This window comes from Pseudoxanthomonas sp. P4_B2, from assembly GCF_056402315.1.
This window is the reverse complement of sequence record NZ_JBFUHQ010000001.1, coordinates 234,626-260,738: the sequence shown is the minus strand read 5'-3', so window position 1 is coordinate 260,738 and position 26,113 is coordinate 234,626. Positions and strand designations below refer to the sequence as shown.

The window sequence follows — 26,113 nt, the reverse complement described above, 5'->3', positions numbered from 1 at the left end:
TTGGCCCACCACTGCCATGCATCAGATAGCGATAGCGTCGGAATGAAGAGCGATGGGCTGAAGCCCACCCTACGGCTCTTATTTGAGAATGAAGAACAAGGGAACGTCATGATCCCCTTGCTGCAGGCGGCCGCTGGGATTCTGGCGATAGCCTTCCCAGTCTTTGAAGGCTCTGAGGAATCCGATCAGGTCACTCACCCTGCCATCTGCCACCCGGACAGGCACATCGGGACGCCACTCGTCCGCAAAAAAAATGCAGTAACGGTCAACGCTGGGCAAACTCGAGTTCATGTCTAACAAGAACTGGAAGAACCTCGGCTCTGGTCCGCCTCGGATATATCCTGCAAGTTCTTCAGCCAACAGTGAGTCCGCTCTGTTTCCTTCGCCACGAATGAGCCCGACTTCCCAATCGAAGTCTTGAGCAATTTTCGCGATGCTCTCCTGAAGCTCTGCCCAGAATGCTCCTATGCCGAATTCGATCTCATAACCGTTTTGAGACGCAGCTTCATCAAGGACCAGACGGCTGTCGGATATCAATGCAGCAGGAATCCCGATACCTACTTGATAAGTCATCGCCCACCCCTCGTCCGTATGTGCGTGCCTGTTTGTGCTTCTCTCGCACGATACAACTCTTTGACGTCACGATTAGTGGGACTCCTGTCGCCGCCTCCCTTACCGGAACTTCCATAGCGCACTGCGCCATCAGGCGCAACGTTCCGCACATTTTGAGGGGTAACCGTCGCACCAGTTGCACCGTGGCCGCTTGCTCGATACCTGGCAATGTCTTGTCCTCCGCGCCCTACGGTTGGGTTACCACCTTTGACTGCTCCTCCAACATATCCTTGAAAGGTTCTCTCGCCGGCGGCTGCACGATAGCCACGAGACTCAAGTCCCCGAGCGCCCCGTGGCGAGACCAGCATCATCGCAGCATTGAGGCCATCCTCTGTAGTGACGTTTTGCCGCATGCCATCGATTGCAGTGTTTTGAAGCTCTTGGTTTCCTGTTGCGACACCAACGACATAGGCAGCATCTGCGGCGATCGCCTGGGCCGGCGTATTAAAACTGCCTTTAATGTCACTCCATGCGCGGTCAACAAATTCATCCACTGAGTGGACGGGCCCTTCGTTGTTTCCAAACGACTGACGCCCATCGGGATCAGTAAACCGATACGGGCTGTTGTTGGCATACCAATAGCGATTGAAGTTGCCACCAGTACCGCCATCGGCGGTGACCGGATCAACGCTGAGGAACCTTCCGATGCCGGGGTCGTAATAGCGCTGCTGCATATAAGTCAGCCCCGTGGCGCTATCCATCACGTGACCGGTATAACCGATGCCATCGTACGCCGGCTTGTTGATCGCCGCGCCATAGGGCTCCCATAGTGTCCGGTCGATAACCGTGGCGCTCTGATCCGTTACCGCCACGGGGCTACCCAGCGGATCTGTGTGCTGATATTTAGTGACAACAGCACCAGTCGACAGAGTTTTCTCCCTTACAGCCACCAGACTGCCCGCCAGATACAAGTTATAAAGAATCACACCCTTACGATAGTCCTCTTGGTAAGGGATCTGCCCCGACTGCGTGTACTGTGAAAAGATGCTGTTGGTGGCGGGCTCCCAAGCCATGACCCGCCGGCCCATTCCATCGTATCGGTAGTACTCCTTTCCGGAGACCTCCCTGAGACGGTTGCCGTAGTCGAAAGCGTAGTTCTGTCCATTCCGGTTTCGGACATTGCCTTGCTCATCGTAACCCAGCCCGACCACCGTTGCCGACGTGCTCGCATCTTTGATGTTCGCGAGTTGATTGCGAACGTCGTAAACGTACTGATGATTGACAGTGGTCGATCCGTTGAAATGCGATTTTGCAACAATGTTATCCAGTGCGTCGTAACCGAACGTATCCACCTGCTGCCAGTGCAAATGCGCCGACGTTAGGCGATCAAGTCCGTCGTACACCAGGTCTCTGTTGCCAGAATAGGCATTGGGCGGCGCATTGACGTCACGAATCGCGGTGGTGTTGCCGTTGGGGTCGTAAGAAAAAGTGAAGTCGATGATGCCACTGTCAGTCGCCCGAGCAGGAAGCTGCCGCGTGTTCTGCTGCATCGAGTGCTGGACTCCATTGCCATACGTGAACTGCTTTACTGCGCCATTCGGATAGTACTGAACGCCGGCAGCGTACACATTTCCCGCTATATCTGAAACAGAGGTGGCCTGCCCCAGGGCGTTAGGTGCATACAGGACCTTGGAAGCCCCATCAGGAAATGTTTGGGACTTAAGCGAACCGTTAGCGTCGTAGTCATATACAAGAGGCCAGGTATACCAATTGAGTTGACCGACAGTCTCGCCAGTCAACAGTCTGCGTTTGTTATAGGAATATGTATTTCCTACCTGTTCTCCGGTGTTAACACTCATGTTGTTATTGAAGGTAAGAATCGTGGCAGGAAAACCGTCAGGCGTGTAAGTCCATGTCTGGTTGCCCATCCCGTCAGGAAACAGCAGCTGCGTGAGGCGATTACGCGTATCGTAATAACGCGTGACTTTCCTACCCGAATCGCGACCGGCGATGGTGTCGCAGCCGCCCCTACTGGTCAGCCCTGTACCCGCAGCGCTCCATTGCAAATTTCCTGCACCGTCGTAATCCATGATGGTAGCGCCAGTTTCAGGTTCAACTGTCTTACACAGTTGTCTGTACTGGTCATACACGTAGAACCTAGATTGCATCAACGTGCCGTCGTTGCTTCTTTGTCTAAGCTCTTCTGGCGCACCCAGCTGCGGGTGCCGGTAGACTTCAATTACTTTTCCTTCGGGCTGCACACTCCAGCGCAGCAGGTCGTAACTGGGGATGTCGTAAGCCTGATATCCATTCGTCGTCTGTTGATTGCGTGGATTAGTAACTCGAGTTTGGAACCCGGGGAGATATTCCGTTGTGGTGGTCAGTTGTCCGAGTTCAGAATCCTGCTTGACGGCCGTTACCCGATCCAGAGCGTCGTAGTCGGTGCGTACGCCTTGGGCCGCGGTCTGAAAGTCGCTGACGTTGTTAGCCGGATAGGATTGAAATGCAAGGCGTCCACCAACGTCATAATGCTTGACACTTTGCGACAAAGTGGAAGCTACATCGCCTGCGTCATAGTGCTCCTCCATGACAGGACGCCACAACGCATCGTAATAAGTGAAACTCCAGTTATTCCCGGTCCGCTTCCAGCTGCGCCAATGTCCTGCTGGCAGGCCATAAGCGCCTATTGGCCGTTGTTCGAATGTGATCGTGGTGGTGTTCCAAACCGTGCTGTCATCCGTGGGATAAACGATGCTGGCCAGGCGGCCCATGGCATCGTAGCCATAGCCGGTGGAAAAAACGTTCTCGTCGGTGACGGCAGTAATCCAGCCACTGTCGTTGACTACGGCTGATTTAGTGGTGTTGTCGGCATACTGGATATTGCGTGGGACACCGCGGTACCAGTTGGTCAAGGTGGTGAGATTGTTGTTGCCGTCCTTGACCGTGACCACGGTGCCATCGGCGTTGTAGGCCAGGGTCTGCTGCAGCTTGCCAAAGCTATAGCTTTGCAAAGGCAAGGCAGTGTCGGTGTCGAAGACCGTGCGTGAAGTCTCGATGCCATTGGTAGTGCTGCGACTGATCTGCCCCAGTATCCACTTGCCCAAGTGGTCGTGGTATTCGGTGCCGTCGGTCTTACTGTAGTTGGATGCCATGCCGCCGGACCACTTCGCCACCGAAAGAGGACGAGCGAAACTGTCGAAGCTATTGGTCTGGCTATTGAACGTCGCTCCATCCTGAGTGATGGTCGTCGTTTTAATCGGCCGGATCTTGGACGTTGACCCATCGTCCGCCGCGAGGTTGTAGCCATAGACCTCCGGGAACGGCATCGACTGGGCTTCGGCTTGCGTGATGTAGACGTTCTGCTCACTGCGGACGATCGCTTCCGATCCGTTGCGCCTGTTAGTTCCGAGTAAAAGACCGTCATTACCCTCATAAAGGGTGCCGAACCGGTACTCCATGATTGCGCCGTCTGGACCCGTGACCCTGACCTTCTTGTCCGCCTGGCAGGTAGTGCAAGGCAGAGGCTGGCTCATGGCCATCTCGACCCGTCCCTCATTGGCGATTTCATAGGAGTACAACCAGGTCATACTCGGCACACCCGGGCCAGTGATCTGCTTCGAGGTCAGTGAGAGCACATCGAAGTAGTCAGGGGTAGCGAGTTCATAACGGCTGAACTCGATTCCTTCGGGATCGGAGTAGACGAGGTAACAGGAATGCGTCGGCACGCCGGTCCTGCGGTGCCGCATTGCCTGGAAATCGAACCGCCCTTGCGCGCCTGACGGATGGGTCATGGTGATCCAGCCTGAGGCGGCGCCCTCAGGCGGCTCCGTGCAGCCTGGATCGGACGCGTCAATGCCAGCCCAGAACGGCGAGGTGATCCGCCCCGGCGCGTTCAACGTGTCGTACGCCCAAGCGGATCCATCCGGCAGCCCCACGCGCGACAAGGTTCCCGCGTTGTACTCGTACGTCCAGGTGCGTCCATTTGCGGTCGCCGAGGCGATAACGCTGCCGCTCCAGGTCAGCGAGATTGAGCGGCCGTCGCTGCTGGTGATGGATTGCAGCTTCCCACCGCTCCAGTTGTAGTTGACGCTATTGCCATGTCTGTCGACAATGCTGCTGACCAACAGGTACACATCGGTGCGGTCCGCATCCGCGTAATTGCCGTAACTCACTGGCTTGCCGATGGTGCCGCCGTTGCGAGTGATGCCCACATCGAACGTCATCGTCGTACCGTCTGTCGTGACGACGATGAATCCTTCGCCCGGGAAGCCATTGGCCGTCGTCGCCTTGCAGCGAATGCGGTGAAAATCCTTAGTGCCGAGCCGATAGGTGTATCCATCGCTCGGCGCCTGCATTTTCGGGAACAGGCCGCCGTGGTTGTCGATTCGCAGGATGTCCTGGTCGCCCTGGCCCGGCAGATGGAGCTTGGCGCCAGACCAGTAATCCTTGGTCTTGATTTCGCCCCAATCGGGCGGCGGAGCGAACCAGGAACAGCGGCCGGAGGGCGCACTGAAGCTGCCCCAATTGTCGAGGTAGGATCCCTTGATGTAGGGCACGTCCAAATCCCAGCTGCCAAAGCCTCCGAACTTCTGCGTGAATTCGGCCAGAGATTCGATGCGTAGGCTTCGGCTCAATCCGACACCCAGCTTGTTGTTGCCGGGAATCTCGATATCGGTCGCGCTAAATTCCGTCGAGCCGTTGTAGAGACTGATCTGTTCACCGAACAGCTCCATCGTCAGGGGCGACACCGTCGACGCGCTGGTGATCCGCTTTGAGTATTCCTCAAATGGCAAGGTGCGCGACTGCACGCCGAACGATGAAACCATCAGGGACGCAAACAATGCGCCCATTACGATAGGTTTCCCGGCCGATATCCCCGCCGACCAAATTCTGGCGATTCCCCTGTGCCCCATTTTTCCCTTCCCTTTTCGGCCTGAGCCGGATTCCCTGATGAGGCCAACCCCAACGGCATAGCGCCGCAACTCTTTATATCTGCCCTGGCGATAACATTCGTCGAGGGGAACCCTACCCCTGTCTTCCCGTCCAGCGCATCCTGACTTGCCCAGGCAATAGGCTAGTCATCATCATGATGATGATGACTCCAAACCACCTGTCCTCAGCAGCCACATGCAGCGAACCCCAGCTGCTGTATAGCCCCAGCCGATGTCGAATTCAAGCGAATCGCAATATCGAGAGATTTATCACACTTGTGCGTGCGCGATCTCGACCATTCCCGTCAATAGCGATGTGCGCTAACGAACCGCCGGCGTAATCCGCAACAACTTGCCATCCGCCTCATCCGTCAGCACATAAAGCGCTCCCTCCGGCCCCTGCCGCACATCGCGAATGCGCTGCTTCAGCGTGTCGAGCAACCGCTCTTCATGCATCACTTTATCGCCGTCCAATTCCAGACGAATCAGTTCGCTTTGCGCCAGCGAACCTAGAAACAAATTGCCCTTCCATTGCGGAAACAGATCGCCCGTATAGAACGCCATGCCGCTGAGTCCCGGCGATACCGCCCACACATGATGCGGTTGCTCCATGCCCGGCGCCGATTTGCCGACCGATCCCGGCACCGGCTCGCCGCTGTAATCCTTCCCGTGGGTGATGACCGGCCAGCCATAGTTGCGTCCGGCTTGCGGAATGTTGAGTTCGTCGCCGCCCATTGGGCCATGTTCGCTGGTCCATATCTGCCGCGTCGCCGGATGCAGCGCGGCGCCTTGCATGTTGCGGTGACCGTACGACCAGATTTCCGGTCTTGCGCCGGCACGCTTGACGAAAGGATTGTCGTCGGGGATGCGCCCGTCCGGCCATATCCGCACCAGCTTGCCCTGTAGCTTGTCCAACTCCTGCGCTGCAGCGGCAGCTACACGGTTGTCGCCCTGAGTGACGAACAGATGCCCGGCATCGTCGAAGACCAAGCGCGAACCCACATGAGTGCCGTGCGAAAGTTTCGGTTCCTGGCGATAGACCACTTGCGTGTCCTGCAACGCGCCGCCTTGCAACCGGCCCCGCACCACCGCGGTGCCGGCCTTGTTGCCGCGCAGATTGGGTTCGGCATAGGACAGATAAACCAGATTGTCGCTGGCGAAAGTCGGCGAGACGGCCACGTCCAGCAGGCCGGCCTGACCATCGACGAAGAAGTCCGGCAGTCCCGTGATTGGTGCCGACACCTGCCCCGCCTGGGACATGCTGGTCAGAGAAATGCGGCGCAGGCGGCCCGGCCTTTCGGTGACCAGCATGTCGCCACTCGGCAGGAAGGCCAGCCCCCAGGGATGCTCGAGGCCGGCGACCAGTTCGGTCACCGCATAGCGGCCCTTTTCGGACTCGTACGCAGTAGGTGCGGCTTGCACCGTGCGCGGCTGCGCGGCGGGGGAAACGGGCTCCTTGTCGCCGCAAGCCGACAGGCCGAGCAGCAGGAGGACAGCCAGAATGCGCATGGCAACGACTCCGTGGAAACGCAGGTGATGTCCGGATGTTAGCACCGGCTCCCAACGGCGGGGCGGCGCCGGAATCCCGCGTTAGCGGCCCGCGCACTGGCCGGTAACAGGCCAAAGCCGCGTTCATGTTGATAGCACCAAGGGAGATTGGGGGATCCGCATGCAACAGAAACAACAGATCAAGAAATTCATACTGGAGAATTTCCTGTTCTCGGACGATGAATCGGCACTGGGCGATCAGGACTCGCTGATCCGCGGGGGCATCATCGATTCGACGGGCATCCACGAGCTGATCTTCTTCCTGGAAGACGAGTTCAAACTGACCATCGTGCCGGATGAAATGATCCCGGCGAATTTCGATTCGATCCAAACCGTCGACGAATTCGTCCGCCGCAAACTCGCCGTTTGACCGGCAGGCCCTGCGTGAACGGACTACCAGGCCGCGTCGCCCTCATTGCAGGCCAGACACCGCAGCGCATCGCTATGGTGGATGGCGCGCGCAGAATCGACTACGGCCAATTCTGGCGGCAGGCGCAGGCGTTCGCCGTGCATCTGCACGAGCAAGGACTGGCCAAGGGCCAACGCCTGGCGTTACTGTTGCCCAACCGGATTGAGGCCGCGGTGGCCTGCTACGGAGGCTGGCTGGCCGGCGCCATCGTGGTGCCATTGAACGTGCAAGCGCGCGCGCGCGACTTCGCGCCCTGGTTGCAGCATAGCGGCGCCAGTCATGTGGTCTATGAGCAAGGCCATCGCGATGCGGAATTGGCGCTGGAGGAGATCGGATACAGCGGGGGGCGCACGGCGCTTGCGGAGAGCGAGCCGTTATGTCCGCTGCCGACCGAGAACGACGCGCTCGAACCTCAGCATATCCACGACGGCGATACGGCGCTGATCCTCTACACCTCCGGCACCACCGGCGCACCGAAAGGCGTAATGCTCAGCCACGCCAATCTGGCTGCGAACGCGGAAGCGGTGGTGAACTATCTGGAGCTGGGACCGGAAGACCGCGTACTCAGCGTGCTCCCGTTCTATTACGCCTATGGCGCCTCGGTACTGCACACCCATCTCATTAGCGGCGCCTGCGTGGTGCTGGCGCCCAACCTGCTGTTCCCGCACCTGGTGCTGCAAGCGCTTGCGCAGGAACGCGCCACCGGTTTTTCCGGCGTGCCTTCGACCTATGCGCTCCTGCTCCAGCACACCGCTTTGGGCGACTACGATTTCTCTTCCCTGCGTTACCTGACCCAGGCGGGCGGAGCGATGTCGCCGCAGCTCACCCATCGTCTGCGCGCTGCACTGCCCACTCCGCGATTGTTCGTGATGTACGGGCAGACCGAGGCGACTTCGCGCATCAGCTGGCTGCCGCCGGAAAAGCTGGACGAAAAACTGGGCTCGGTGGGTATTCCCGTGCAAGGCCTGCACTGGAAGATCCTGCATGAAGACGGCAGCCCGGCCGACGCCGACGACAGCGGCGAAGTGTGGGTGCAAGGCCCCAACGTGATGCAGGGATACTGGGAAAATGCGGCCGCCACCGCCAGCGTGCTCGCCGAAGGCTGGCTGCGCACCGGCGACGTCGGTTACCTGGACGGGGACGGCTACCTGTTCCTACATGGCCGCCGCAGCGACATGATCAAGACCGGCGCGCACCGGGTGCACCCGACCGACGTGGAAGAAGTCATCGCCGAAATGCCGGGCGTAACCGAAGTGGCCGTGGTCGGTGTGGACGACGAAATCCTGGGCCAAGTCATCAAGGCTTTCGTCGTCGCCAGCGACCTGCCGCCGCGCGCCGAAGAACGGATCAAGGCGCATTGCCGCGCCCGGCTGGCTCCCTACAAGATCCCCAAACACGTCGCCTTCGTCGACGCCCTGCCGCGCACCGCTTCCGGCAAGGTCCGGCGCGTCCAACTGATGGAACTACAGAGCACAACATGACCACTCTCGACGCCACTACGCTCGATATCGACTACGAAGCCGAAGCCGACCGCATCGCTGCGAAACTGCGCGAAGTGACCGCGCGACAACTGCATCGCCGCGGTTTGGTCGTGGCCATCTCCGGCGGCATCGACAGTTCGGTCAGCGCCGCCCTAGCGGTACGCGCGCTGGGGTCTGAGCGCGTCTTCACCTTGATTCTGCCCGAACAGGACTCTTCCGACGACAGCGCCGCACGCGCCCATATCCTGGCCAAGCATCTTGGCGTGCGCACCGAGACGGTCGATATCGCGCCCGCCCTGGCCGCGATCGGCTGCTACACGGCGCGCGACGCGGCGGTGCGGCACGCATTGCCGGAATACGGGGAAGGCTGGAAGTTCAAGATCGTGATCGATGGCGGAACCGAAGGCCGCATCAACCGCTTCCGCCTGATCGCGCAGTCTCCCGAGGGCGCGATGGTCGAACGCGAGCTGCCGCTGCAGGACTACCTGACGATCGTGGCTGCCACCAATTTCAAGCAGCGCATCCGCAAGACCCTGGAATACTTCCACGCCGATCGCCTGAACTACGGCGTGGTGGGTACGCCCAACCGGGTGGAATACGACCAGGGTTTCTTCGTCAAGAACGGCGATGGTTCCGCTGACGTCAAGCCCATCGCGCACTTATACAAATCGCAGGTGTACGGCATGGCCCGCCACCTGGGTCTGCCCGAGCGCGTCTGCGCCGCCATTCCCACCACCGACACCTACAGCCTCAGTCAGGGTCAGGACGAGTTCTACTTCGCCCTGCCCTATCAGCAAATGGATGTCGCCCTGTGGGCGCTCAACCATGAGGTACCCGCAAGCGGTCTGGCCGCTGCGCTCAAGATCAGCGAAACGCAAGCGCAGGCGGTGTATGAGGACATTCGCAACAAACGCCGCACGACCCGTTACCTGCATCAGGCTCCGGTACTGATGAGTCCGGTCATCGAGCTCGACTAGGCGCGATGAATTCCCTGTCGCCGCCGCCGCAATATGTCACCCGCGATGGCGATGCCTTGCGCGATCGCGATACTGTTCTGTCGATCTGGCACGGCAACCTGGGACAGGAAGATCGCATCGCGGCGAAGTACGAATGGTTCTACCTGGGCTGCCCGTACGGACGGCCAGTGCTGCAGCTGTTGCAGTACACCCCCGACGGTACCGATATCGGTACAGCCTGTGCAGGTCGGCGCCGCCTGCTGTGGCAAGGCAAGGAAATACGCGCCGGCGTGCTGGTGGATCTTACGGTGGTGCCGGCGCACCGCTCGCTGGGCCCGGCCCTCATCCTGCAGCAGGGATTGATCCAGGCCGGCCGGCAACAGCTGGACCTGCTGTACGGCTTCCCCAACCCAAAAGCAGCAGCGGTATTCAAGCGTATCGGTTACCAAAGGTTCGCCGACATCGTGCGTCATGCGCACGTGTTGCGCCATGCCAAGTACCTGCGCAGCAGACTTCCCGGCTGGCTTGCTTATCCCTTGGGCGCGTTGGCGGACCTGGTGTTTTCGGCGAAGGACCGGCTCAAGCGCGCTTTCGGGCCAAGGCTGAATTACGCATGGTCAGGCCGGGCGGATGCCGCGATGGACGCTTTGTGGCGGAATTCCGAAAAAGGCGATGGCTTGCTCGCCATTCGGGACAGCGCGCATTGCAAATGGCGATTCGACGATTCCCCGCTAATGCGGACGCGCTATCTATCGCTCACTGCGCCCGGCGATGCGGGCCTGCAGGCTTGGTTCGCTACACAGGTGGAAGGCAACACTTTGCATGTGCGCGATTTCTGGTCCAACGAAGGCCATGGCCGCATGAGCGAACCTCATCTGCTGGCGATGTTATGCGCCGCGCGCGAGGCCGGCCACGCTTCCGTGTCCATGGAAATCGCATCCGACGCATCGCGTATCGACAGCTGGAAGCGTTGCGGCTTCGTCGAACGCGGCCGCCGACCTGTCTTCGGCCGCTGGAGCCGTGAGGAAAAACCGGATCTGCAGACGATGGATCTGTTCCTGACATCCGCGGATGAAGACGAGTAGTCCGACGAATTTCCGCGCCGGGGAATTCCGCGCGATGCGTATAGGCGCCGCTATCGCTCGCGCGTCAGGCCAGGCGCCTCGTCTCTCTGCGGAACAGATAAAGCGCCAGCCAGTCGGGACGAAACCTGCCCTTCGTATCGACCACCGTGTCGGTTTCGTAGCCCGTCCGCCCCAACAACCAGCTTGGTTGCGGCGCGACCGGATTGAGCACCGGCACGCTAGTGAATACCAGTTCGTAGCCGGCACGGCGGGCGCGCTCGGCGATCTCCGGCGTATGGGCGCCATGCGGAAACGACATCGATTCGGCGGTGGGAGCGGACTGACCGAGATGGCGGGCGAGCTCTTCGCGCGCACCTCCCAATTCCGCATCCACATCCGCCGCCGCCGTCATCGGCGTGTGGGTCTTGCCATGCAGGCCAAGCGCGATTCCGCCTGCCTGCAACCGATGCAGTTCGCTCGCGTCCACCATATGCCGGAGGCCGTCATCGAGCGCAGGCAGATAAGGAGCCAATATTTCGCTCCGCTGCTCCGCGTCGAGCTTTTCGAGACGGGCGATGGCTTTGCGCAGCGACGCCATCGACTCGTCTTCCGGCGTCCAGGCTTCGGCCAGCATAGGCGCCATCGCAAGCGCCAATTCATCAACGCGCAAGAGCCCGCGACGCCAGGCCGAGATCAGGCGCTCTTGGAAGAAGGGTTGTTGCGTTCCCACCGCATCGGCCACCACGAACATCAGGCCCGGCAGACCCGCGCGTCGCAGCTCCGGCAACGCATAGTCGGCATTGTCGGACCAACCGTCGTCGAACGTGATCAACAGCGCATGCGAGGGCAAGGCCGCGCCCGAACGACGCGCGTCCACCACCTGTTGCAGCGAAACGACGTTGTAATGCCGTTTGAAGAACGCCAGCGACTCGGAAAGATGCGCGATGGACAAGGTGTAATCGGGATCGCAGGTCCGCCAGCGCGGATCTTCCGGACTCAACGTGCGGTGGAACATCACCACGGTTAGACTGCCGGCATTGCGCAGGCGGTGGTAGAGGCCCAGCAGACCGCTGGCGTAAAGCAGTTTCTTGGAGAGATCCTTCATGGCGCCAGCGATCGAAGTTTCCGCGATTATACCCACATACAACCGGCGCGAGCTGGTGGTCCGCGCGATAGATTCGGTGCTTTCCCAGACCTGGGGCGTCGATGAAATCGTGGTGGTGGACGACGGCTCCACGGATGGCACGGAAGCGCATCTGCGCGAACGCTACGGCGACCGCATCCGCTACGTTTGGCAGACCAACGCAGGAGTCTCGGCGGCGCGCAATCACGGCATGTCCATCGCGCAGGGCCGGTATTTCGCGTTGCTGGACAGCGACGACGAATGGCTGCCCGAGAAGACCGCGCGGCAACTCGAGTGGATGGAAGCGCATCCGGATTTCGGCATGGTGCTTTGCGATGTGGAGCGCGTGGATAGCGACCACCGCTTGATCGACGTGTTCCGTCGCCGCGACACGATTCCCGAAGACGGCTGGATTCTGCGTTGGATCATCCATAACCCCGCCCTCGCCCCCGCTTCGGCCTTGCTGCGTCGGGAAGTCGTTGCCGATGTGGGCGGTTTCGATACCGGCCTGCGCACCGCCGAGGACATCGATTTCCATTTGCGCGTGGCGCAACGCTGGCGGATCGGCGTAGTGGAAGCTTCGCTGGTTCGCGCCATGCGTGGCCATGACGGCTTGTCCGCCGAGTCCACTACTTACGACGATTACGTGCGCGTTGTGGAGCGCGCCGTCGAGAACGCCAAAGGAGTGGTCGATGAAACAGAGTTGCGTCGCGCGCTAGCCGCCACCTACGCGCGTAACGCGCGCGGAATGCTGATCCGCAAGCGCTGGCGGGATGGATGGAGCCTGGCGATACGGGCATGGCGTCTGACACCGGATCGCGCCTTGCGCGGCGATCTGCTGAGGCTGGTTCCTTTCGGCTTGCGTCGCGCCGTTCGCGGCCTGCTTCCAGGCTGAAGTAAACGCCCTGCGCCTGCTGCCGCCGATCAGCGCGCGCCGCGCCCGAACATCACTACTTCCACCGTTTGCAGCAGGATCATCAGGTCGAATACCAAGCCATGGTTCTTGACGTAGAACAGGTCGAACTTCAGTTTTTCCTCCGCATCCTGCACGGACGCGCCGTACGGATAGCGCAATTGCGCCCAGCCGGTGAGGCCTGGCTTCACGCAATGGCGTACGCCGTAGTAGCGGATTTCATCGGACAACAGGTTGACGAAATGCGGACGCTCCGGCCGCGGTCCGACGAAGCTCATGTCGCCGCGCAGCACCGCGAACAACTGCGGCAATTCGTCTAGGCGGGTCAAGCGGATGAATTTCCCCACTCGTGTGCTGCGGTCGTCGTCTTTGCTGGCCCAACGCGCCACGCCATCCTTTTCCGCATCCGCGCGCATGCTGCGGAACTTGGTCAGAGTGAAATTCTGGCCGCGTTGGCCGACACGCGTCTGGCTATAGAGAATCGGGCCTTCGGATTCCAGGCGCACCGCCAGCGCGACCAGCAGCATCACCGGCCACGCCATCAACAACAATACGCTGGCGGCGATCAGGTCGAAGAACCGTTTGCTTAATCTGCGCGGCGTGGAATAGTCGAAGCCGCCGGAGAATACGAGCCAAGACGGATCCACCACGTTGAGCTGCACCATGCCCGCTTCGCGCTCGAAAAAAGTGGAGATGTCGATGACCGATATGCCGCGCTGCACGCAGGTGAGCATGTCTTCCATGGGAAGCCCACCGCGGCGTTCGTCGGGGGCGATCACTAGCTCATCGATCTGCAGGCGTTCGGCCAACTCGTGCAAGCCGTTTTCAGGCATCTCCTGCAGATCCTTGCTGACCAAGACCGCTTGACCCGGCACCGCTACGAAGCCGACCACGACGAACGAACGGCGGTCCGATTGTCGACGCATGCGGCTGTTGATCAACTCCGCGTTCTTACCCGCGCCAAATACCAGGATCCGCTGGCGCAGTGCGTCGGCGCGAATCACATGCACCGAGATCACTCGTACCAAGATCACACCTGCCAACCCCATCGCCAGCGACATGGCCAACACGCCACGGCCGATGTAGGTCAGGGGAAGCAGGTAGTACAGGACCACCAGAGCGATGCCGCCGAAAGCGAACGACAGCGTCGCCCGCAACATGAAGTCCAGCCGATTGTGGCGGACATGCACCTGGTACATGCCGAACGCGGCCATCGCGCCGGTGATGAAAAGCGCCACCAGCACCGCGCGCAAAGGCGCCTGCTGGGAAAAAATGATGTGGCTTTCCGGATCGCCGTGGAAGCGGATCCAGGCCGCGATCATGACCGCCAGGATCAAGGCCAGCATTTCGGCTAGCCATAGGAACCGCACGGCGCGTGCCTTGCGGCTTGCGTTGGCGGATTTCATCGGTCGCTTCCCACGGCTGGCGCGCAGGACCTTTCCTGGCGACGAGGCAGGCGTTTATCACCCGGAGCCCTGCCGCTTCCACGTAATGTCATCGAACGACGCATCTCTTTCCCCTGTGGCGTACCGTCCAGCGCCGGCAATCCCGACCCTCCTACATGAGGCCGCCAATCCAGCGCTCACCCACCTGTGGGTGGGCTATCCAGTACAACGCCACGGAAGCAGCGATCCGGCCACAGCTTGAGTCTGCTTACTGGCGGGCCCCACCAGGGAAGTCCTATCGGCCTGTCCAAAACGAATCCAGCCGCTTCGAAGCGGCTGGATTCGTCATCTAGAGGCGGCGGCAGCGCGCCTGCCTGGCCGTCGCTAGTCCACCACAAAGCGCCGGTAACGCCTGGCCGGAGATTGACGCCAGATCGGTCTTCCTTGATCGCCACGAAGGGCAGGCGCCTGTGGTTCCGAGGACGATGATTGCGCCGGCGAGGACGATTGGGCCGGCACGGCAGAGGAGGCCTGCCCTCTAGGTGGAATCAACGGCTGCGAGCCATTGACGCGGATGGGGGTAGATCCACTCGACTCGAACTGTTCCAGAGCGCCTATATCGATGACTCCCCCCAACGCGAGACGCGGCTTTTCCGCGCCGATCGCCATTTTTTCCCGCAGTGGCGGGTCGGAGGCGGCCAGTACCAGCGGGGTCGGGAAAGGAAACGCGGCAGGGGTCACCGGCGCATTGTTGCCGGCATTGATTAGCGGGCTTCCTGCCGCCGGCCGCAGCGAGCGCTGGGCGAAATTGGTCAACAGCGGATCGGCGCCACGCAAGGTTCCCGTCCACTCCGTGGGCACCAGGCTGGCCGAGGTCTGCACCCAGTTATTGCTGCCGGCGACCTTGCGGCCTCCCGACCACGGCTCCCGGCTTTGCGGGCCGCAGGTTGGCACCGAGACGTCGCTGGCCGGATTTTCCCGCACGATCGCGGGAGATCCGGACGGCTGGTAGACCACGTTGTTGTGCATCTCCAACGATCCCTGGCCAAGCTGCACCAGCACCGCATTAGCCGCGCCGGCGCGATCGAAAAGAATCGTGTTGTTGGCCAGTCGGGTTCTGCCCTGATTGCGGCCTTCCAGATCTCCGCCGATGCGCACTGCGTTGCCGGAACGACTGCTGGAATTGTGGATGATCACGTTGCCCACCACATCCGCATCCTCTCGCCGAAGGTCGGCAGTCCATGCGGGCTTCTGCGTTTCGCAATCGGGTCCTATCAACTCGATCTCGTGCAGGTTGGAGCCCTCGATCCAGTTGTAATAGATCTCGGCCCTTTGATGGCGTACGCGCACTAGCACGCCGCCTGTGGCGTCATGCACATAGTTGTAGCGCATGCGAAACACGGTATCGGGGAAGGCCACCTCGTCCGACTGCATGTAGATCGCATGACGGGTATCGCCCTGGCCGGAATTGGCTATTTCGCTGTATTCCAGGGTGAACGCGCCCGAATTCTGATCGGCCGCCAATATTCCGTGCGAGGGGCAGTCGTGGATATAGGCATCGCGGACGGTCACGTTGTGCGCTTCGCTGAACACACAGGTGGTCGTACCACCCCGAACCTCGAAGCCTTCGAACACGATGTGGTTCGATTGTTCGAATTTGATCGTGTGCGTGCCGCCCTGCAATACCGGACGCGTAGTACCGGCGGTACGGCGCCAGCGGATGATGACCGGATTGGCTTCCGTACCGCCATCGTCATCGCCCACCACGATCCCGCCGGAATAGGTGGCGCTACCGTCCACCTCGACGATATCGCCTGCAGCCAGGTTGTTGCTGGTGAATACAGCTGACAGTTGCGTGTACTGGCGGCCCGATCCCGCGGGTCCTACGGTGTAGGTTGCGGCCGAAGCGGCAGCAGGAATCATCGCCAGCAGACCTGCCAGACACAAAAACCTTCTCAAACATTGCATTTGCTTTTAACCCCCAGCGCCATGGCGCCGTTGATCCCCTGCCCTTTCATTGTCCACATTTCAGCGTGAACACGTCGCTAAAAAACACCGGCAAAAACGCCGCCCGGGCGGACCTGGCGCACATTCCCAACACCAAGGCTCCTCAATAGCCGCAAAAATAGCCGCAAATCGAGGCATTGGCGGATACGACGACGGTCAAGCGGTCGATCGACCAACCTCTCCGAAATCCCGCTATCGACACCGATGATTGACGGCTTAATTCAGTTCGTGCAAAATTCCGCTTCTAATGCGCCCGTAGCTCAGTTGGATAGAGTACCTGGCTACGAACCAGGCGGTCGGGAGTTCGAATCTCTCCGGGCGCACCATTAAAAACAAAAAAGCCAGCGGGCAACCTCGCTGGCTTTTTTGTTGGCCTGCGCGGAACCCGGGCCGGCCAGTTCCGTATCCGCATCTCGGGGCATCGTTTCCCGACGTTGCCGACCGCGAGCCGCAGGCACAAAAAAACCCTGAAAATCAGGGCTTTTTTGCTAGTGGCGGAGAGTGAGGGATTCGAACCCTCGATAAGGCTTTTGACCCTATACTCCCTTAGCAGGGGAGCCCCTTCAGCCGCTCGGGCAACTCTCCGGGATTTCGAAGCGAACAGCAGTGCGTCGCCTCAGCCGTTTAGGATACCGGCTGACTGCGATGACGGCAAACGAAATCGTCAGCTCGAAGAGCTGGTTTCTGCGGGTTGCGCGGGCGCGTTAGCTTCTTCACCGCGTTGGATGCGCTGATAAATTTCTTCACGGTGCACAGCCACATCCTTGGGCGCAGTGATACCAATGCGCACCTGATTGCCCTTGACGCCCAGCACGGTCACGGTGACCGAATCGCCGATCATCAAGGTTTCGCCAACTCGGCGAGTCAAAATCAACATTACTTTGTCTCCTTAGTCCGGCAAGAGTAGTGCCGGGAGGACGTTTTAGCCTTAACGGAGGCATAAACGCTTCCTGATACATTCATAAACGTGAAACATGGTAACGGCCGGCCAGTCCGGCCCGCAAGCTCATGTTTCATGGATTCAGGGCCGTATCCGTTGGGCTACCCATGCCGGAACGTCTGCTAGTGCCGAGGCAAGGGCGGGCCCGTCCTCGCCACCACCCTGGGCGAGATCCGGGCGGCCGCCGCCCTTGCCCCCGGTCTGACTAGCGATATGCGCCAGCAGTTCCCCTGCCTTGACCCGGCCTGTTGCGGAGCCATTCACGCCCGCCACCAGCGAAGCCTTGCCTTGGGCCGTACCCGCTAGGACGATGACCGCATCGCCCAGTTGTTGCTTGAGCCGGTCCATGGCTTCTCGCAGTGCCTTGGCATCGAATCCTTCCAGCCTTGCGGCCAGCACGCGAACGCCTTCGATCTCCACCGCCGAGCCCGCCAGATCCGCGGTGGCGCCGGAGGCTGCCTTGGCCTTCAGGCCTTCCAGCTCACGCTCCAGCTTTTTCTGACGCTCGGTCAGCTGCCGTACCTTGTCGACCACCTCGCCTGCACTGCCGCCCAGCAGGGCCGCCGCTTCCTGCAGGCGTTGCTCTTCCGCGGAAACCAGATCGAGTGCGCCCTGCCCGGTCACCGCTTCGATACGACGCACGCCCGACGACACGCCGCCCTCGCTTCCGATCTTGAACAGGCCGATATCGCCCGTCCGGCCGACATGCGTGCCGCCGCAGAGTTCGGTCGAATAACTGCCCATCTTCAGCACCCGCACGTGCTCGCCGTACTTCTCGCCGAACAAGGCCATGGCGCCGAAATCCAGGGCTTCCTGCATGCCCATGTTGTGCACCTCGGCCGCGTGGTTGGCGCGGATCTCCGCATTGACGCGGCGTTCGATCTCGGCCAATTCGGCCGCGGTCACCGGTTGGAAATGCGAGAAGTCGAAGCGCAGCCTGTCCGGCGCCACCAGCGAGCCTTTCTGCTGCACATGGGTGCCCAGCAACTCCCGCAGAGCTGCGTGCAGCAGATGCGTGGCGGAATGATTGAGGATGACTGCCGCGCGGCGCGGCGCATCCACCGAACCCAGCACATGGTCGCCGACCTTCAGGCTGCCGGCCGCAACCCTGCCGACATGGCCATGGAACTGACCAGCGTATTTCAGCGTGTCGCCCACTTCGAACTTGACGCCCTGCTCGGCCAGCACCCCGGTGTCGCCGACCTGGCCGCCGGATTCGGCGTAGAAAGGCGTGCGATCGAGGATCACCACGGCCTCCTCGCCAGAGCTGACGGAATCGACCGGGCGTCCTTCCTTAAGCAGCGCAGCCACTACCAGGCCGCCGGCATCCAATGCTTCGTAGCCCAGGAATTCGGTCGGCTTCAACTTCGCCACAAGCTCTGCAGGCAAACCCGAACCGGAAGAGAACTTGCCTGCTGCGCGCGCGGTATCGCGTTGCTGTTCCATCGCCGCATCGAAGCCCTGCATATCGACCGACAGCCCGCGCTCGCGCGCGATGTCGGCGGTCAAGTCGACCGGGAAACCGTAGGTGTCATACAGGCGGAAAGCGTCGGCGCCCGGAATCACTTCCTTGGCGCGCGAAGCCACGTCATCGAAGATCCGCATGCCCGAATCCAAGGTCTCGGCGAAACGCTCTTCCTCGGCCTTCAACGCACGCTCCACTAGATCCCGCGCCGCCGACAGCTCCGGATAGGCCTCGCCCATCAATGCGATCAGCGTCGGCACCATCTTGTTGAAGAACGGCTGGCGCACGCCCAGCATCCAGCCGTGGCGCAGCGCGCGGCGAATGATCCGGCGCAGCACGTAGCCGCGGCCTTCGTTGGAGGGCAGCACGCCGTCGACGATCAGGAACGAGCAAGCGCGGATGTGGTCGGCAATCACACGCAGCGACTTGTTCTCCAGATCCACAGTGCCAGTCAACTCCGAAGCCTTGCCGATCAGCGCCTGGAAGATGTCGATTTCGTAGTTGGTGTGGACGTGCTGCAGGATCGCGGCCAGGCGCTCCATGCCCATCCCGGTATCCACGCAAGGCGCCGGGAGCGCTACCAGCGTGCCATCAGGTTGGCGGTCGAACTGCATGAACACCAGGTTCCAGATCTCGATGAAACGGTCGCCGTCCTCGTCCGGCGAGCCCGGCGGGCCGCCGGCGATATGTTCGCCATGGTCGTAGAAGATTTCGGTGCAGGGACCGCACGGACCGGTGTCGGCCATCTGCCAGAAATTATCGGAAGCGTAAGGCGCACCCTTGTTGTCCCCGATGCGGACGATGCGTTCGGCGGGGAGGCCGACCATCTTGTTCCACAGCTCATAGGCCTCGTCATCGGTGTGGTAGACCGTGACCAGCAGGCGTTCCTTGGGCAGTTTCCAGACCTCGGTCAGCAGCTCCCAGGCCCAGGCAATCGCGTCCTTCTTGAAATAGTCGCCGAAGGACCAGTTGCCCAGCATCTCGAAGAAAGTGTGGTGACGAGCGGTATAGCCGACCTGATCCAGGTCGTTGTGTTTGCCGCCGGCGCGCAGACAGCGCTGTACATCGGCTGCGCGCACGTAGCTGCGCTTCTCCGCTCCCAGGAACACATCCTTGAACTGGACCATGCCCGAGTTGGTGAACAGCAAGGTGGGATCGTTGCCAGGCACCAATGGCGCGGACGGCACGATGGTATGGCCCTTGCCACGGAAGAATTCGAGGAAATCGTTGCGGATCTGGCTGCTACTGAGCTTGGGAGTAGTCATCTGGCTGGGCATTTGGCGGGCGGGCACGTCTGAAGTGCCGCGATACCGACAAGATGCGGACGCATGCTGGAGCAGACAACCCAATCCGCAAAGGTTAACAGGCCAGAGCGGTTCAGTCCTCCGGGTCGCCATGCAAGGCCAACCTGACCGTGTCGCCATCGAAGCCGCGTCGGTACAGGAAATCGGCGGCCTTGCGACGCTGCGCCGGGTCGGCTGAAGCCAGATCCGGACCAAAACGGCGGCGGGCCAGATCCTGCGCCGCCTGACGCCAGTCACCGCCGAAGGCCTCCATGGCGGTGTCGATGATGTCGCGATCTAGCCCATGGGTACCCAATTCGGCCCGGATACGGATGGGGCCCTGTCCATGGGCGGCTCGGGTACGCACCAGCATTTCGGCAAAGCGCGCATCGCTCTGCCAGCCATCGCCTGTCAGCCTTTCAATCGCAACCGATGCGGCCTCGCTCTCGATCCCGCGCTCGGCCAGCTTGCGCGCCAGTTCCTTGCGCGAGTGTTCCCTTCGCACCAGCAGTGCCAAGGCACGCTGGGTGGGCGTCAGTTCCCGCTGCTTGCGCTTGCGGGAACTGGGGAGAGCATTGGTATCTAGAGCATCCGCATCTAGAGCAGCGGCATCTTCTTCCGACACGTCGACTCACTCCTGATCGAAAAAGCGGCGCTTCCTTGCGCCAATCCCGATCAAATTTCTGCGTCTTCGTCGACCTCGTCAGGCTTCACCTCGGTCGGCTGGAACTTGTCGCGTAATTCGCCTTCCAGACGAGTCGCGACCTGCGGATTGTCCTTCAGGTACTGACGCGAATTGTCCTTGCCCTGGCCGATGCGCTCGTCGCCATAGCTGTACCAGGCGCCCGCCTTGTCCACCAATTTGGCTTCCACGCCCATGTCGATGAGTTCGCCTTCGCGGCTGATGCCTTCGCCGTACAGGATCTCGGTGATGACCTGCTTGAACGGCGGCGCCAGCTTGTTTTTCACCACCTTGATCTTGGTCTGGTTGCCGATGATCTCGTCGCCCTTCTTGATCGCGCCGATGCGGCGGATATCCAGGCGCACGGAGGCGTAGAACTTCAGCGCGTTGCCGCCGGTGGTCACTTCCGGACTCTGGCCGGGCATCATCGCGCCGATCTTCATGCGCAGCTGATTGATGAACAACACCATGCAATTGGAACGCTTGATATTGCCGGTCAGCTTGCGCAGGGCCTGGCTCATCAACCGGGCCTGCAGGCCGGGCAGCTGGTCGCCCATTTCGCCCTCGATTTCAGCCTTTGGCGTCAGCGCCGCGACCGAGTCGATGACGACCATGTCCACCGCGTTGGAGCGCACCAGCATGTCGCAGATTTCCAGCGCTTGTTCGCCGGTATCGGGCTGCGACAGCAGCAGATCGTCCACGTTGACGCCCAGCTTGGCGGCATAGATCGGATCCAGCGCATGCTCGGCATCGATGAAAGCTGCGGTGCCGCCGCGTTTCTGACACTGCGCGATGGTCTGCAACGCCAAGGTGGTCTTGCCGGAGGATTCGGGACCGTAGATTTCCACCACGCGACCCTTGGGCAGGCCGCCGATCCCCAGAGCGATATCGAGCATCAGCGAACCGGTGGGAATGGTTTCGACGGCTTCGATGATCTGGTCGCCCATGCGCATCACCGAGCCCTTGCCGAACTGGCGTTCGATCTGGGTCAGGGCAGCGGAAAGTGCGCGCTTTTTGTTCTCGTCCATGGTGGTGTCCTTGGTGGTTTGTCGGGTTGAGGGCAATTTAGCGGCCATGGGTCGCACAGGTTGCGACGCGATTTGCCGTGATCGAAATTAACTTTGCAACGCGGACTGGGACTAGCGGACAACGGCTTGAAGACGTGTCGGAAATTTCCTGTTTGATAAAAAAACCCTTTTCAGTGGACGAATGACGGGACGGTCGAGGCATCAACGGTTAGGACGCACCAGCCCGCAGTACAAGCCTTCGATAGCGAAGTCCTGGTCGGGCATGACCTCGATCGGCGAATAGTCGGGATTGCGCGGCAGCAGACGGATGCGGTCTTTGCCGATTTTCAGGAGCTTGACGGTGATTTCGTCGTCGATGCGGGCGACCACGATCTGGCCCGAACGCGCGTCCGGGGTGCGATGCACACCGATCAGATCGCCGTCGAAGATGCCTTCGTCGCGCATCGAATCGCCCTGCACTTTCAGCAGATAGTCCGGTGCGGGAGCGAAAAAGGCGCGATCCAGCAGCACGAAATCGTCCGAACGGATATCGGCGCCGATCGGCAGGCCGGCCGCCACTCGTCCCAGCACCGGCAAACGGAGCGCGTTATCGGGAAGGACGGCTTCGGGCACAGGAATGTCGGTGTCGTCGTGGACCAGGCGAATGCCACGCGCTTGCCCGGGGACCCGGCGGATAGCGCCGGCGGCCTCAAGCGCCTCGATGTGATACTGGGCGGCCCGGACCCCACTGAAACCGAAGGCCTTGGCGATCTCGGCCTGGGAAGGCGGCACGCCATCGGCACCGATGCGCTCGGCGATCATGGCGAGAATGGCTTGCTGGGTGTCGGTCAGATTCATGGTTAGTAGTAATACTACTAACAAATCTGGAAAGCAACTAATTTGTATCCTGATCTGAGTACTCGGTCGATTGATCTCGAGCCTCCCAGTACTCCCAGGGCAATCATCAGCCCGCTAGCGCATCCAACCCACGTAGCGCCGCCGCCACCGTCTGCCTGCGCACCGCCTCGCGGTCGCCATCGAAATGGAAGACCTCGGCCCGCGCATAGCCGCCACGGCGCTTCCAGCCGATCCACACGGTGCCCACCGGCTTGCCTTCGCTGCCGCCACCCGGCCCGGCGATACCGGTGACCGCTACGGCGATGCTGGCGCCCGAATTCACCAGAGCGCCGGACACCATTTCGATCACGGTCTCCCGGCTGACCGCGCCGTGGACTTCCAACGTCTCCGCACGCACGCCCAGCAGCGCCTGCTTGGCCTCGTAGCTGTAGGCGGCCATGCCGCTATCGAACCAATCCGACGAACCGGCGATATCGGTTACCGCCTTGGCGATCCAGCCGCCGGTGCAGCTCTCCGCAGTAACCAGGCGATGGTGGGTATCGCGCAGGCGCGCGCCCAGGCTTTCTGCGAGCGCATGCAGATCGTGGTCGGTGGGGACGGACATCGATAGGTTTCGCGAAGTGACGGCGCTGCCGTTGTATCGGAAAAGCATCCCTTTGTCTGCCATAGGCGCCATGGCAAATAAAACGGCCCGCCACTTTCGTGACGGGCCGTCGGTTCCGAACCTTGCGATCAGTACTGGATGCGGAAGGTTACGCCATAGGTGCGTGGAGCGCCCAAGAAGGCGTTGTAGGTGTTGCGCGGATCGTTCGGAGTTGGGCTGGCGGTCTGCAGCGGACCGTCGAAACCCACTTGCACATACTCTTCGTCGAAGATGTTCAGGCCCCAGAACTCAAGCATCCAGCGCTTGCTCTTGGCGCCGATGCCGAAGCGTGCGTTGACGACGGTGTAGGCGTCCTGGATCTTCTCCACGTCCAGATCGGAACCTGTATTGAACTCCGAGGTGTACTTGGCGCCAACGTTGAAGCGGCCGACCAGGCTTGCACCGAAGTCCCACTCATAGGTAGCCGATGCGGTGCCCGACCACTCCGGTGCGAAGCTGGTCTTGTTGCCGGGCAACTTGTACAGCGCGCCGTCCGGCGCCACGAAATCGGGCGTGGGCCGCTCATCCCCGTAGAAGGTGTCGGCGTACATCAGACCGCCCTGCAGCATCAGACCCTTGCTCGGCTGCCACAGGATTTCGGTATCCACGCCGCGCGAGGTGACCTTGGGAATCGAGCGGACTACGAAGCTGGTGCCCAGGAAGCTGTTGAGCTGGAAGTCGTCGTAGGTCTGATGGAACAAGGTCGCGTTCAGCAGCAGGTTACCGTCCAGCCACGTGGTCTTGGCTCCTAGCTCGTAGCTGTCGACGAATTCGCCTTCGAACGAAGTGTCGTTGACGGGAATGATGCCCTGCCCGCCGCTGGACAGCCCATTGGAAGTCTGCACCCGATCGAGGTTGAAGCCGCCGCCCTTGTAGCCGCGCGCGGCCGAGACGTAGGTCATCACGTTCTCGTTCCAACGGTAGGCCGCCTTGAGCGTGCCGGACCATTCCTTCTCTTCACGCTCCTGCTGGGTCGAACGGCCGTTGTGCAGCGCGTTGGCCCAGGGCAGGCAGCTGAAGCCGATAATGTTGCCGATCAGCGCTTGCTGCTGCGCGGCCGGCAAGGAGGCGAACGGAATGCCGCGGGTGGTCAACGCGGTCGCGATACGGCCGATCGCCGCCGCACTGGGCGCGCCGGTAGGACCGAAGTACGACGCACAGGCCGGCGCGCCGTTCGGGTTGGAGTAGACCGAGTCCAGGGTTTTCTTTTCCCGGGTGTAGCGCAGACCCAGGGTCAGGTCGAGCGCCTCAGTCGCGTGCCAGGTGTTGTTGGTGAACAGCGCCAGGCTCTTGGCGTTCTGGTCGTAATGATCGAGCGCACCCAGGCCCGGCGCGAACGTGGTGCCGAAGGCCCGGCCAGTGGTCTGCGACAGGAACAGCGGCGCGGTCGGCGATGCCGCCAGGGCCGGATTGATCCGCGCCAGCAAGGCCGTGGACAGGAAGGGCTCGTACCCGATGCCGATGCTGTAGGAATCGTGGCGGGTCAGGTCTTCATCGGCGTAGAACGCACCGACCATCCAGTCGACGCTGTCGGTGGCTCCGGTCAGGCGGAATTCCTGGCTGAAGGTTTCGAACCGGGTCAGCGATTCGTTTTCGTTCGCGTTCCGGTACAGCAGGTCGGCGCCGGTGTAATCGAAGTCCAGCGCATTGATCGACTGCCAGTCGCGCTTTGCGGTGATCGAAGTCAGGGTCGCGCCGCCGAACCAGGGCGATTCCCAGTTCACTTCGGCCGACACTCCCTTGTCCTTCATGTCCTGTTCGGTGCTGCGATTGCTGTGGGCGATGCGCGCGAACGGATCGGCGACCGTCGGAATGGATCCCGCCCCTCCCACGCCATTGATGATAGCGCCGGTCGCGCCGACCACCGTCTGCACGGCCGAGCAGCAGTTCTCCTCGCGGCTGGTGAAATCGCCGATGAAATTGATGTCCAGGGTATCGGTGGGCTCGAGCAGGAGCTGGGCGCGCACCGAATGGAAATTCTGATCGCCGTCCTCGTCCAGCGTGCGCGGTCCGCGCGAGGTTTCGACATCCAGGAAACCGTCGCGCTTGCGCTTGGTGGCGTAGATGCGGAAGGCGGCATTGTCGGACAGCGCATCGTTGTAGGAAGCGGACACGCCGATGGCGCCGTAGTTACCGACGGTGATCTCGCCCTCGGCGCTCTGCGAATAGCTGGGGCGACGGGTGATGATATTGATCACGCCGGCCGAGGTGTTCTTGCCGAACACCGTGCCCTGCGGACCCTTCAGCACTTCCACTCGCTCGAGCTCGCCCAGGTCGCCGAAGCCGACGCCGTTACGAGCGCGGTAGACGCCATCGATGACCACACCGACCGAAGATTCCAGGCCGGCGTTGTCGCCTACCGTGCCGATGCCGCGGATACGCGCGGTGGTCAGGGCTTCGCTCTGGGTGCTGGTCACGGTCAGGCCCGGAACCAGGACCTGCAGATCCTTGATGTCGCGCACGCCTGTGTCTTGCAACAGCTGCTCGGGCAAGGCGGTGACCGAAATCGGCACGTCTTGCATCGCTTCTTCGCGCTTCTGCGCGGTCACCGTCATGGTGGCCAGCGTGGTGGGTTCCTCGTCGGTACCCGGCGGCGGTGTGGCCTGTTGGGCCTGCGCCTGCGATACGGCGAAAAGCGCTGTGAATACAGCGACTGCCAGCATCTTGTGCTGCGGTTTTGCAACGACCATTGTTGTCCCCTCCCAGGGTCATCGAATTGCAAGTGTGTAAAGCGGTGTTCTGTTCTGAGCCCCCAAAATCTGTGATGGCGGACGTTTCCCCACGTCACTTCCCGAACTTAACACTATCTTCACTATTCGGCATTTTGCAGTGCACCCATACCAAGCTCCACCAATCGGGATGGCCT

Annotated in this window: 18 protein-coding genes and 2 tRNA genes; 6 read left to right on the top strand and 14 right to left on the bottom strand. The window is 61.2% G+C overall.

Translation table 11 applies throughout. The features are described from left to right. Positions 1–78 precede the first annotated feature (78 nt). The 3 genes from AC1DTQ_RS01120 to AC1DTQ_RS01110 form a co-directional block, all read right to left on the bottom strand. Entirely contained in the window at positions 79–573 is a 495-nt protein-coding gene (locus tag AC1DTQ_RS01120) for a hypothetical protein (protein WP_477847307.1), read from the bottom strand. Continuing rightward, positions 570–5,402: an RHS repeat domain-containing protein gene (locus tag AC1DTQ_RS01115; protein ID WP_477847305.1), complete on the bottom strand. Its 4,833-nt coding sequence runs from the start codon at positions 5,400–5,402 to the stop codon at positions 570–572. Before AC1DTQ_RS01115 ends, AC1DTQ_RS01120 begins: the two co-directional genes overlap by 4 nt. Before the next feature lie 402 nt (positions 5,403–5,804). Then, positions 5,805–6,992 (bottom strand): PQQ-dependent sugar dehydrogenase, encoded by a 1,188-nt coding sequence (locus tag AC1DTQ_RS01110; protein ID WP_477847304.1) that lies wholly within the window; start codon positions 6,990–6,992, stop codon positions 5,805–5,807. 160 nt (positions 6,993–7,152) lie between these two features. Here AC1DTQ_RS01110 and AC1DTQ_RS01105 point away from each other — a divergent pair, with 160 nt between their 5' ends. The 4 genes from AC1DTQ_RS01105 to AC1DTQ_RS01090 are packed head-to-tail and all read left to right on the top strand — an operon-like array spanning position 7,153 to position 10,962. Continuing rightward, positions 7,153–7,401, top strand: a complete 249-nt coding sequence (locus AC1DTQ_RS01105; protein WP_310090139.1) for an acyl carrier protein — start codon at positions 7,153–7,155, stop codon at positions 7,399–7,401. A gap of 14 nt (positions 7,402–7,415) precedes the next feature. Then, positions 7,416–8,921: a class I adenylate-forming enzyme family protein gene (locus AC1DTQ_RS01100; protein ID WP_477847302.1), complete on the top strand. Its 1,506-nt coding sequence runs from the start codon at positions 7,416–7,418 to the stop codon at positions 8,919–8,921. Next, on the top strand, positions 8,918–9,898 hold the full coding sequence (gene nadE, locus AC1DTQ_RS01095) for an NAD(+) synthase (RefSeq protein ID WP_477847301.1): 981 nt from the start codon (positions 8,918–8,920) through the stop codon (positions 9,896–9,898). Before AC1DTQ_RS01100 ends, nadE begins: the two co-directional genes overlap by 4 nt. Before the next feature lie 5 nt (positions 9,899–9,903). Continuing rightward, positions 9,904–10,962 (top strand): hypothetical protein, encoded by a 1,059-nt coding sequence (locus AC1DTQ_RS01090; protein WP_477847299.1) that lies wholly within the window; start codon positions 9,904–9,906, stop codon positions 10,960–10,962. Positions 10,963–11,026: 64 nt separating this feature from the next. Here AC1DTQ_RS01090 and AC1DTQ_RS01085 read toward each other — a convergent pair whose 3' ends face one another. Next, entirely contained in the window at positions 11,027–12,046 is a 1,020-nt protein-coding gene (locus tag AC1DTQ_RS01085) for a polysaccharide deacetylase family protein (protein WP_477847298.1), read from the bottom strand. On the opposite strand from AC1DTQ_RS01085, the gene AC1DTQ_RS01080 reads away from it, so the two are divergent. Beyond that, on the top strand, positions 12,045–12,959 hold the full coding sequence (locus AC1DTQ_RS01080; protein ID WP_477847297.1) for a glycosyltransferase family 2 protein: 915 nt from the start codon (positions 12,045–12,047) through the stop codon (positions 12,957–12,959). The genes AC1DTQ_RS01085 and AC1DTQ_RS01080 overlap by 2 nt on opposite strands. 29 nt (positions 12,960–12,988) lie before the next feature. On the opposite strand, the gene AC1DTQ_RS01075 is transcribed toward AC1DTQ_RS01080, so the two are convergent. Together AC1DTQ_RS01075 and AC1DTQ_RS01070 are read right to left on the bottom strand one after the other, a co-directional pair. Then, entirely contained in the window at positions 12,989–14,383 is a 1,395-nt protein-coding gene (locus tag AC1DTQ_RS01075) for a TIGR03013 family XrtA/PEP-CTERM system glycosyltransferase (protein ID WP_477847295.1), read from the bottom strand. Positions 14,384–14,746: 363 nt separating this feature from the next. Further along, the gene (locus tag AC1DTQ_RS01070; protein ID WP_477847294.1) at positions 14,747–16,309 is read right to left on the bottom strand and encodes a right-handed parallel beta-helix repeat-containing protein; all 1,563 of its coding nucleotides are present in this window, start codon (positions 16,307–16,309) and stop codon (positions 14,747–14,749) included. Positions 16,310–16,618: 309 nt separating this feature from the next. Between AC1DTQ_RS01070 and AC1DTQ_RS01065 the strand changes: the two genes are divergently transcribed. Continuing rightward, positions 16,619–16,695: transfer RNA gene (locus tag AC1DTQ_RS01065), tRNA-Arg, on the top strand. Positions 16,696–16,861: 166 nt separating this feature from the next. On the opposite strand, the gene AC1DTQ_RS01060 is transcribed toward AC1DTQ_RS01065, so the two are convergent. From AC1DTQ_RS01060 to AC1DTQ_RS01025, 8 genes are all read right to left on the bottom strand, one after another. Then, positions 16,862–16,954, bottom strand: a tRNA-Ser gene (locus AC1DTQ_RS01060). A gap of 79 nt (positions 16,955–17,033) precedes the next feature. Beyond that, on the bottom strand, positions 17,034–17,246 hold the full coding sequence (csrA, locus tag AC1DTQ_RS01055) for a carbon storage regulator CsrA (RefSeq protein WP_477847292.1): 213 nt from the start codon (positions 17,244–17,246) through the stop codon (positions 17,034–17,036). Positions 17,247–17,390: 144 nt separating this feature from the next. Then, on the bottom strand, positions 17,391–20,039 hold the full coding sequence (gene alaS / locus AC1DTQ_RS01050; protein WP_477847291.1) for an alanine--tRNA ligase: 2,649 nt from the start codon (positions 20,037–20,039) through the stop codon (positions 17,391–17,393). Between the two features lie 112 nt (positions 20,040–20,151). After that, complete coding sequence (gene recX / locus AC1DTQ_RS01045; RefSeq protein ID WP_477847290.1) at positions 20,152–20,682, bottom strand: recombination regulator RecX; 531 nt, start codon at positions 20,680–20,682, stop codon at positions 20,152–20,154. A gap of 50 nt (positions 20,683–20,732) precedes the next feature. Beyond that, positions 20,733–21,767: a recombinase RecA gene (gene recA, locus AC1DTQ_RS01040; RefSeq protein WP_477847289.1), complete on the bottom strand. Its 1,035-nt coding sequence runs from the start codon at positions 21,765–21,767 to the stop codon at positions 20,733–20,735. Positions 21,768–21,968: 201 nt separating this feature from the next. Continuing rightward, the gene (gene lexA, locus AC1DTQ_RS01035; RefSeq protein ID WP_477847288.1) at positions 21,969–22,604 is read right to left on the bottom strand and encodes a transcriptional repressor LexA; all 636 of its coding nucleotides are present in this window, start codon (positions 22,602–22,604) and stop codon (positions 21,969–21,971) included. Positions 22,605–22,710: 106 nt separating this feature from the next. Then, positions 22,711–23,208: a CinA family protein gene (locus AC1DTQ_RS01030; RefSeq protein ID WP_477847286.1), complete on the bottom strand. Its 498-nt coding sequence runs from the start codon at positions 23,206–23,208 to the stop codon at positions 22,711–22,713. A gap of 128 nt (positions 23,209–23,336) precedes the next feature. Then, the gene (locus tag AC1DTQ_RS01025) at positions 23,337–25,937 is read right to left on the bottom strand and encodes a TonB-dependent receptor (RefSeq protein WP_477847285.1); all 2,601 of its coding nucleotides are present in this window, start codon (positions 25,935–25,937) and stop codon (positions 23,337–23,339) included. Positions 25,938–26,113 lie beyond the last annotated feature (176 nt).